At 58.6% G+C, this 8,569-nt stretch carries 8 protein-coding genes and 1 pseudogene; all 9 read right to left on the minus strand.

What is annotated here, in order from left to right:
* Positions 1 to 452: 452 nt before the first annotated feature.
* Positions 453 to 1,712 (minus strand): TRAP transporter large permease subunit, encoded by a 1,260-nt coding sequence (locus tag E8M78_RS08720; RefSeq protein ID WP_137134705.1) that lies wholly within the window; start codon positions 1,710 to 1,712, stop codon positions 453 to 455.
* Complete coding sequence (locus tag E8M78_RS08725; protein WP_137134706.1) at positions 1,709 to 2,239, minus strand: TRAP transporter small permease subunit; 531 nt, start codon at positions 2,237 to 2,239, stop codon at positions 1,709 to 1,711. The genes E8M78_RS08720 and E8M78_RS08725 overlap by 4 nt, the downstream gene beginning before the upstream one ends.
* A gap of 25 nt (positions 2,240 to 2,264) precedes the next feature.
* A complete protein-coding gene (locus E8M78_RS08730; protein ID WP_137134707.1) occupies positions 2,265 to 3,263 on the minus strand; it encodes a TRAP transporter substrate-binding protein in 999 nt (332 codons plus the stop codon).
* A 106-nt stretch (positions 3,264 to 3,369) separates the two neighbouring features.
* Positions 3,370 to 4,122, minus strand: a complete 753-nt coding sequence (locus tag E8M78_RS08735; RefSeq protein ID WP_137134708.1) for an SDR family oxidoreductase — start codon at positions 4,120 to 4,122, stop codon at positions 3,370 to 3,372.
* A gap of 45 nt (positions 4,123 to 4,167) precedes the next feature.
* Entirely contained in the window at positions 4,168 to 5,187 is a 1,020-nt protein-coding gene (locus E8M78_RS08740) for a transketolase C-terminal domain-containing protein (RefSeq protein ID WP_205910231.1), read from the minus strand.
* 11 nt (positions 5,188 to 5,198) lie between these two features.
* Positions 5,199 to 6,053 carry a transketolase gene (locus tag E8M78_RS08745; protein WP_137134710.1) on the minus strand — a complete coding sequence of 285 codons (855 nt, stop codon included), beginning with the start codon at positions 6,051 to 6,053 and terminating at the stop codon, positions 5,199 to 5,201.
* 113 nt (positions 6,054 to 6,166) lie between these two features.
* Complete coding sequence (locus E8M78_RS08750) at positions 6,167 to 7,153, minus strand: LysR substrate-binding domain-containing protein (RefSeq protein WP_137134711.1); 987 nt, start codon at positions 7,151 to 7,153, stop codon at positions 6,167 to 6,169.
* A 126-nt stretch (positions 7,154 to 7,279) separates the two neighbouring features.
* Positions 7,280 to 7,438 carry a hypothetical protein gene (locus tag E8M78_RS23260; protein ID WP_170973373.1) on the minus strand — a complete coding sequence of 53 codons (159 nt, stop codon included), beginning with the start codon at positions 7,436 to 7,438 and terminating at the stop codon, positions 7,280 to 7,282.
* Positions 7,439 to 7,733: 295 nt separating this feature from the next.
* Positions 7,734 to 8,219 (minus strand): annotated as a pseudogene (locus tag E8M78_RS08755) (transposase); the annotation flags it as partial.
* Positions 8,220 to 8,569 lie beyond the last annotated feature (350 nt).

Here is an 8,569-nt window from a genome sequence, read left to right on the forward strand (position 1 = left end):
CAGATGATCCTTCGGCCCCAGGCTGTCGAGAGCCGTCTGTTCGGGAGCAGGTGTTCTCAACATGTCCCAGTGAATCATAGCCCCCCGGATGTGGCCATGGGTTTGTCAGCAGTCTTAAGCCCCGTGATGGGGCTTTGATGGGATCGCCGGGATTATTGGTTGCGGGGGCAGGATTGCGCAGAGAGTTGCAAAAAACTGGCTTTGAGAAAGAGGGCTGGGGAACAACCTGTTCGGATCCAGCCTAGATATTCCTTGTGAGCTCAGTCTGCTGGCAACAGCAAGTCCCGATCCGTCAGCGCTTTGTGAGGCTTGAGATTGAAGGCCTTTTCAATCACCGTCAGAACTTCGGCAAGGCAGCCACGTCTGAATATGTTTGCGAGCCGATCAGCGGAGCAACGGAGACAAGTACCCCCATGAGGCGCCGACTTTGCAGCGACGCCTCAGCAACTCAATTAGTAGACGGTCAACGCTGGAACAAAACTCACAGCCATCAACAGAAGCATCGCCATCGCGAAGAACGGCACGAGTTCCCGCGTAGTTTCGCCGAGCGGAGACTTCGCGATCGACGACGAGATGAACAGCGTGGTTCCTATGGGAGGCGTGTAGAGACCGATACCTAGATTGATCACCATCATCAGTCCAAGTTGCACACGGTCAAGGCCAATGGCATCGGCCAGTGGCACGAAGATTGGGCCGAGCAACAGGATAGCGGGTGGCATGTCAAGCGGCATGCCAACGATCAGCATGATAATGTTCATCATCAGGATGATGGCTATGGGGTTCGAAATGTTACTCGCAACCCAGTCGGCCATCTGTTGCGGTGCCTGATCAAAGGTCAGCACCCAACCAACCGCTGCACTGCCCATGATGACGAGCATCACCACACCGGTGCCGACACCGGCTTCCACCACATTGTTGCAGAACCGCTTCCAGGTCAGATCGCGGTAGAACAGCAGGCTAAGAAAAAGAGAGTAGACAACCGAAAGCACAGCTACTTCAGTCGGTGTAGCGAAACCAAAGCGTAGCAGGAGGATGATGAGGATAGGCAGAAGGATTGCCGGTAAGCTCTTGATGGCGAGAAGGGCGAGCTCGCGCCTGGGGAGACGTGCATTCCCGGTTGGATATCTGCGGCGCACCGACACATACCAGCAGACGAAAATGAAGCTTGCAGCCATCATCAGACCGGGCAGTATCCCGGCGATAAATAGATCGCCAACGCTCACGCCACTCACCAGCGCATAGAGGATCATCGGAATGGATGGCGGGATCAGAACATCGATGACAGACGACGTGGCATTGTTGGCGGCGCAAAGCGCTGGCGGATAACCATGTTTCTTCTGCCAGGGAATGAGCACGGAGCCCAGGGCACTGGCATTGGCAACGGCCGAACCGGAGACGCCGCCAAACACGACCGACGAGACGACCGTGGTCGAAAGCGGCCCGCCGCGCCAGCGTTGCATCGCTTTGGAGGCAAGCTCCAACAACTGCCGCCCCAGCTCGCCACCCAGCATCAAGGTTCCGGCCAGCATGAAGAAAGGAAGCGCCAGCATGGGGAAGGATTGGGTCTGGTCATAGACCTGCTGGGCGACGATGGAGAGCGGAATATAACCGTTGAAGAGGACGGCGATACCGGCGGCAATGATGAGGGCATAACCAACAGGAACCGCCAACATCATGAGAATGCAGAAGGCGGCGATCATGATAAGGGTCATAGCGGCATCTCCCCGGCAACGAGTTCGATCCGATGTTCCCAGCCACGCTGGAAGACGCGAAGAGTAGCGGCGACGGTAACAAGCGAGACGAGCAATGCACCGATTGCAAGCGCATAATAGCCGACGCTGTTTGGAATACCGAGCACGGGACTGCTTTCTGCGCTGGCAATTTCCGCCACCAGCAGCGCCTCGTAGGCCAGAACCAAGAAGGACACGATGCTGATGCCACCGGCCAGCGCAAAGGCGCCGAGCCGAAGGTTTCCGCGCAATTTGTCGTACAGCCACTCGACAGCCATGTGTCCGCCCATGTGGGCAGCCAGCACGATCCCTGACAGGATGAACCAGGGAAAAATCAGCATCGGCAATTCCTGTGCGAAGGAAAAGCCGCCGCTGGCGAACATATATCGTGCAACGACGTTGGCTGTAGTAACGACCGTCAGGACGATACCACTGGCGATGATCACGAGGCGTGACAGCCGCACGATCAGTCGCGCGAGAGCGTCAATAGAACTGTAAAGCAATGGCATGGGAACCTCCGGCCCGGCTGGGTCATCAACCGCGGGCAGCAGCTTCGATCTGCTTGACGAAGTCCCCGAACGGTTTCTTTTTCCAGTTCTCCGCAACCGAGGCCGTCGCCTTGATGAACGCATCCCGATCAACCTCTGTGACGTCGATGCTTGTGTTCTTCTTGAAGGCTTCCAGAACCTGGCCGGACTTTTCGATCGAAAGTTTACGCTGGAGAATACCGGCCTCCTGTGCCGCAGCCTTGACGGCCTCCAAATCGGCACCCAGGCGTGCCTGGGCTATCTTTGACATCAGGAAGGGTGTCGATTCCCATTTATGGGCGGTGAGACTGATGAAGCGATTGACTTCGAACAGCTTCGAGCTTTCGATGTTGGTCAGTGGATTTTCCTGGCCGTCAACGACACCCTGCTGGAGGGCGATGTAAAGCTCGCCGAAAGCGATCTGTGCCGTCCCGGCGCCCAGAGCCTCGAAAATATCGATCGTCATTGGATCGGCTGGGGTGCGGATCTTCATGCCCTTCAGATCGGCGGGCGTTGCGATCTTGCGCTTGGAATTGGTGAGGTGACGAACGCCGTTATCCCACCAATCGAGCGGCACGACACCGACAGCCTCAAAACGCTTGTTGAGTTCCTGACCCACGGCGCCGGAGAGGACGCGGGTGGCTGCCTCGGTGTCCTTGAACAGGAATGGAAGTCCGAGTGCTGCCAGTTCCGGCACGATGGCTGAAGTGGCCCCCTGGCTGTTGGCCGTGAAATCCAGTGCCCCCGTGCGCAGGCTGGTCAGCATGGCGGAATCGCTGCCGAGCGTTTCCGAGCCCGCCACGTTGATCTTGACGCGCCCGGCTGTCTTTTCCGCAACGAGTTCCGCGAACTTTGCCGCGGCAACGGTACGGGGATTGCCCGGCGCGGCTCCATGGCCGAGCGTCAATGTCGTCGCGGCTTGTGCCGGACGGATGCCTGCAACGATGGCCGGTGCTGTAAGAGCGACGCTGGCACCGGTCAGGAATGTCCGTCTGTTGATGTTCATGTGTGTATCCTCCTCATTGGCTGTTGTGTTTATGGCTTAAGCAAAGCTTCGCTTAGGCCGTCTCCCTCCTCTTGACAGGCGGCCATTGCGTCGATCTCGGTTTAACTCAGTGGATCAGCGATCCTCCATTCACGTCGACCTCGGTGCCAGTACAATAGGCTGAAAGCTCGGACGCCAGGAACAGCGCGCATCCAGCCACGTCAGAAGCTTCGCCAGGACGACCCATTGGAATGCCCTCGACGATCTTTTCCAGCATGTCGGGTGTCAGCTTGCCGGCGGTGATATCGGTGGCGATGAAGCCCGGGCATATTGCGTTGACACGCACGTTGGCCGGCGCCAGTTCGCGGGCCATGGCCTTGGTAAGCCCGAGCACGCCGGCCTTGGCAGCGGAGTAATGGGGCCCACCGAATATACCTCCACCGCGTTGGGCCGAGACGGAACTGAGATTGACGATCGAGCCGGACTTTTGCTCCCGCATGCAGGGAATGACTGCCTGGCTCATGTAGAGGGTACCACGCAGGTTGACGTCGAGGACCGCGTCATAGTTGGCTGGACCAATGTCCATCACCTTCAATGGTTGCGTGATGCCGGCATTGTTCACAAGAATGTCGACGCGGCCCCAGCGCTTTAAGAGTTCGGCGATGGCCGCGTCACAGGCGGCCTTGTCTGTCACGTTACAGGCCAGACCAACATGACCCGGGCCGAGATCGGCAGCGGCACTGTGTGCGGCCTCCGCATCTAGATCGAGAATGGCGACTGTCGCTCCATGTTCGGCGAACAGTTTCGCAGTGGCCTTTCCAAGACCACGTGCCGAGGCAGCCCCCGTCACGACGGCAGATTTTCCCTTCAGAAGGCTCATGAGCCTTTCTCCTCCTGTATGCAGATTAAAGTTTGATGGGGTTGGTCAGAGCCAGCCCTTGATCTGTTCCACCACCTTGCCGACCGAGATGCCGTACATCTCGTGCAGGGTCGGCAATGCGCCCGCCTCCAGGAACGCGTCCGGCAGGCCGATCATGCGGAACCGCGGAGCAATGCCTCGTGACAGAAGACCCGCAGCGACGGCCTCGCCCAGACCACCCATGAGCGTGTGGTTTTCTGCAGTGACGACCAGTCGTCCGCCCTTGGCCGCTTCGGCGGCGATCGTTTCGAGATCGAGCGGCTTGATGGTCGGGCAGTGCAGAACCGCGACATCCACCTTGTCTTCCGCGAGGTTCACAGCCGCATCGAGCGCACGCATGGTCATCAGACCCGTGGAGATCACGAGGACATCCTTGCCCTCGCGGATCATCTGCGCCTTGCCGAGCTGGAACCGATAGTCCGGCTTGTGCTTCTTGATGACCGACGGCACCTTGCCCCGCAGCAGGCGGGAGTAGACAGGGCCATCGTGGGCAATCATCTGCGGGACCATGCCGAGGATATCGTCAGCGTCGCAGGGATCGATCAATGTCATGTTCGGCAAACCGCGGAAGATCGCGAGATCTTCGGTCGCCTGATGGCTCGGTCCATAGCCCGTCGTCAGACCCGGAAGAGCGCAGACGATCTTCACAGGCAGGTTTTCCTCGGCGATCGCCATCGCAATGAAGTCATAGGCGCGACGCGAAGCAAAGACGGCATAGGTCGTGGCGAAGGGGATGAAGCCTTCGCGGGCGAGACCTGCGGCAGCCGACATCAACACCTGCTCGGCCATGCCCATCTGGTAGAAGCGATCGGGCATGGCCTGCTGGAAGATGTGAAGGTCGGTATATTTCCCGAGGTCTGCGGTCAGGCCGACAATGCGTTCATCCTTGCGCGCGGCATCGACCAGAGCATTGCCGAAGGGGGCGGCAACCGTGTCATACCCTTCAGCCGCCAGCGAGGCGATCATGGCAGAGGTTGCCTGGCGCTCGCCTTCTGGCGCTTTACGAGCTTCGTATTTGCGGGCCATCGATGCGAGGGTCATGCCGGTCTTCCTTCTTCAAGAACTGCGAGCGCCTTGTCCCATTCATCCGCTTCGACACGGACAAAATGCGTGATTTCGCGGCTTTCGAGGAAGGGCACGCCCTTGCACATGGTGGTATCGAAGATGATGACACGGGGCTTCGCTTCCTTGACCGCACGGGCCTTGTCGAAGACATCGACGACGGCGGCGAGATCGTTGCCGTTGACGCGCTGGGCATGCCAGCCAAAGGCTTCCCACTTTTCAGTCAGCGGTTCCGCGCAGAGCATTTCGGTCGACTTGCCATCGGCCTGCTGATCATTGAAGTCGACGAGGCAGATCAGGTTGTCGAGCTTGTGGTGCGCACCGGACATGGCCGCTTCCCAGGTCGACCCTTCGCCCAGTTCCCCATCCGACATCAGATTGTAGACAAAGGCGGGGTTGGCCTTGCGCTTTAAACCCATCGCCATACCCACGGCAATGCCGAGGCCATGCCCGAGCGATCCGCCGGTGATCTCCATGCCCGGCGTGTAGGACGCCATGCCGGACATCGGCATGCGACTATCATCCATCCCATAGGTCTCCAGCTCATCCTCGGGCAGGATGCCGGCTTCCATCAGAACGGCGTAAAGAGCGATGGCGTAATGCCCGATCGACAACAGGAAACGGTCGCGACCTTCCCATTCCGGGTCTTCCGGCCGATAATCCAAAGCATGAAAGTAGGCCGCTGCCAGTACGTCGGCAATCCCGAGCGCCTGCCCGATATATCCCTGCCCTTGCACTTGCCCCATCAGCAGTGCCTTGCGTCTGATGCTCCAAGCGCGCAGCTCCAATGAAACATTGGAACGCGCGACAGCGCGGCCAGCCATAGTCATGATTTCCTCCCGGCATTTTCTGCAGCTAGAGATAGCATCGCAGCCGAAGGAATGATTTTAAGAAAAGTGAAAGACCTTTGTAGCCAACCTTAAGGGCTATGCGCGGCTCTCGTTCAAAGGCCCCAAGGCTTTACGTCGATCAAATCCGTCGGCGATCCGATCCGGAAGCGGCATCCGAGATCCACGAGATGGGCACGCGCTGCATCGTCGTGCAGTTTGCAGGCGTTGGTCAACCAGGTCTGAAAACGCTGGACGATGCGTCGGCTCAGATGTCGGGACGGACACACCAGCCAGTACGCCGGAAAATCGATCACTTCATACGCCGTCGAAAACGGGACCAGTTCTCCCCTCTGCAACTCGCCGAGACACAGGCTGACGCTGTCGAGTGCGACCCCGCCGCCCTGCTTCGCCATCTCGATCGACATGGAAGATCGGTCGAAACGCAGCGGATAGTTCACTTTTGGAATATCGATCCTGTTGGCAGCGAGCCATAGATCCCAGCGATATAGGGTCTTGACGCTATCGATCAGGCGCGCGCCCGCAAGTTGACGAGCGGGATTGGGATCGATCTGACGCAAACGCTCCAGATAATCAGGGCTGCAGAGAGGCAGGACCAGATCGTGCATCAGTGGTATCACAGCCACGCCTGTCCACGTCCCCATGCCATAGCGCAGGTCGATGTCGACATTTTCCGTTTCAAACGCGGTAAAGTCGGGCGTCGCATCGATGCGGATATTCCAGTCTTCATTTTCGGCGGCGAATGCGCCGACCCGAGGCCCCAGCCAGCGTACCCCGAAACTCGGGCTGACGCGAATGACGAAATTGCGTCTGTCCCGCTGAAAGGAAACGGCAGAGCGTGCGTTGCGTATGGCGCTGAAGGCCTGGGTGGTTGTCTGAAACAGGCGGTCGCCGTCCAGGGTCAGCACTAGTCTTCCTTTCTCACGGCGGAAAAGTTTGACGCCAAGTTGCGCCTCAAGGAGCGAAAGCTGTTGGCTCACTGCGGAGGGTGAAATGCCAAGTTCTTCGGCCGCCTTGGTCACGCTGCTCAAGCGTGCAACAGCTTCAAAATACTCGGTCGCTTTGAGATTGAGATCACGCATGTGCGAATCTTATCTGAATGCCGAACGGCGTTCCACCGTTCGAGCCGCCAAAAAAAGGCGGCCACCTGAAAGTTGCCGCCTGCCGAATTGACCTTGGGAGGTTACATGCACCTGCTGATGCAGGGTTCAGATCCGGTAGAACTTTTCTGCAGTGTCATGGAAAAGCTTCATGCGATCCTCCAACGCCATCAGCTTCTCGGCAGCAAAGCCGATCATCTCGCGCAGCAAATCGGCGTCGGCGCTCTTCTCAACGAGTGAACGCAGATTCATCATGTCGTCGGTCATCGGTGGTCTTTCCACCAGGTTGGTCTTCAACAACCCGACCCTACCGGAAAAACACTGGTGACCACCGCTACCCTGTTACACCACCTCCAGGGACACGATCGAGTTGAGGGCACATGGAGACAGCTTCGCGCGGGTCGGCTTTCGAAGCTGGCCCGCTTTCTCTGTGGCTCTACTTTGACTTGGAAGCAGCAGGCTTTCCGTATGCGCCGTCCACGCCCCATTGATTTTGGATTTCAACGATTGGGTCAGGCCCCTGCGGGGCGGATGTGAGCTCACCGGATAGTATCTGACGAGCTCATTGTGAGGCCTTTAAGCGGGCGGCGTAGGCCCATGGCATCAGGGTATTGATGTCCTTGGCGAGGTGGCCGTTTGCGAGACGGGTGAAGAGGTCGCACAGGTAGGCATAGGGCTCGACGCCGTTCATTTTGCACGTGCCGATCAGGCTGGCAAACCGGGCCCAATTGCGGCCCCCTTCATCATGTCCGGCAAAGAGCGCGTTGCGGCGGTTCATGGCAAGGCGGCGGATGGCGTTTTCCACCAGGTTGGAGTCGATATCGACATGGCCATCGGTGAGGAATAGCCGGAAGCCCTCCTGTCGCGTCAGCATATAGGCGAGTGCCTTTCCGAGGTCTGACTTGCGCGACACACGCAAAGCCTGGACCGCGAGCCAGGTAAAGAACGCGTCCACCAGTGGAAGGGACAAGTCCTGTCGAACAGCCCGGCGATGTTCGGGATCGGAACCGCAGATACTGTCTTCGATCTTGTAGAGCGCGGCGATCCGCGCCATCATCAGTCACGAAACGATCGAGCAGACTCGCTACAAGACCCGCGAGGGAATGAAGACCGCGGTGGGCAAAGGTAAGGCTGCGGGCGGGATTGCCTACGGCTACCGCATGAAATTCGAGCACGACGACAAGTTCAATCGCATCGCGGGTCTGCGGGAGATTGATGAAGAACAGGCCCAGATCGTCCGCTGGATTTTCGAGCAGTATGCGTTGGGCCGATCCCCTCAGGAGATGGCTATCGAGCTCAACAACCGTGATCTGTCGGTACCTGGCCCACGTCGCGCACCATGTAGCCGCTGTCCGGGTCGGTGCGGCTGACCTTGGTTTCCGTGACCTCAGGCTTGCG

The sequence above is a fragment of the Rhizobium sp. FKY42 genome (assembly GCF_005222835.1).
In the GTDB taxonomy this organism is placed as follows: domain Bacteria; phylum Pseudomonadota; class Alphaproteobacteria; order Rhizobiales; family Rhizobiaceae; genus Neorhizobium.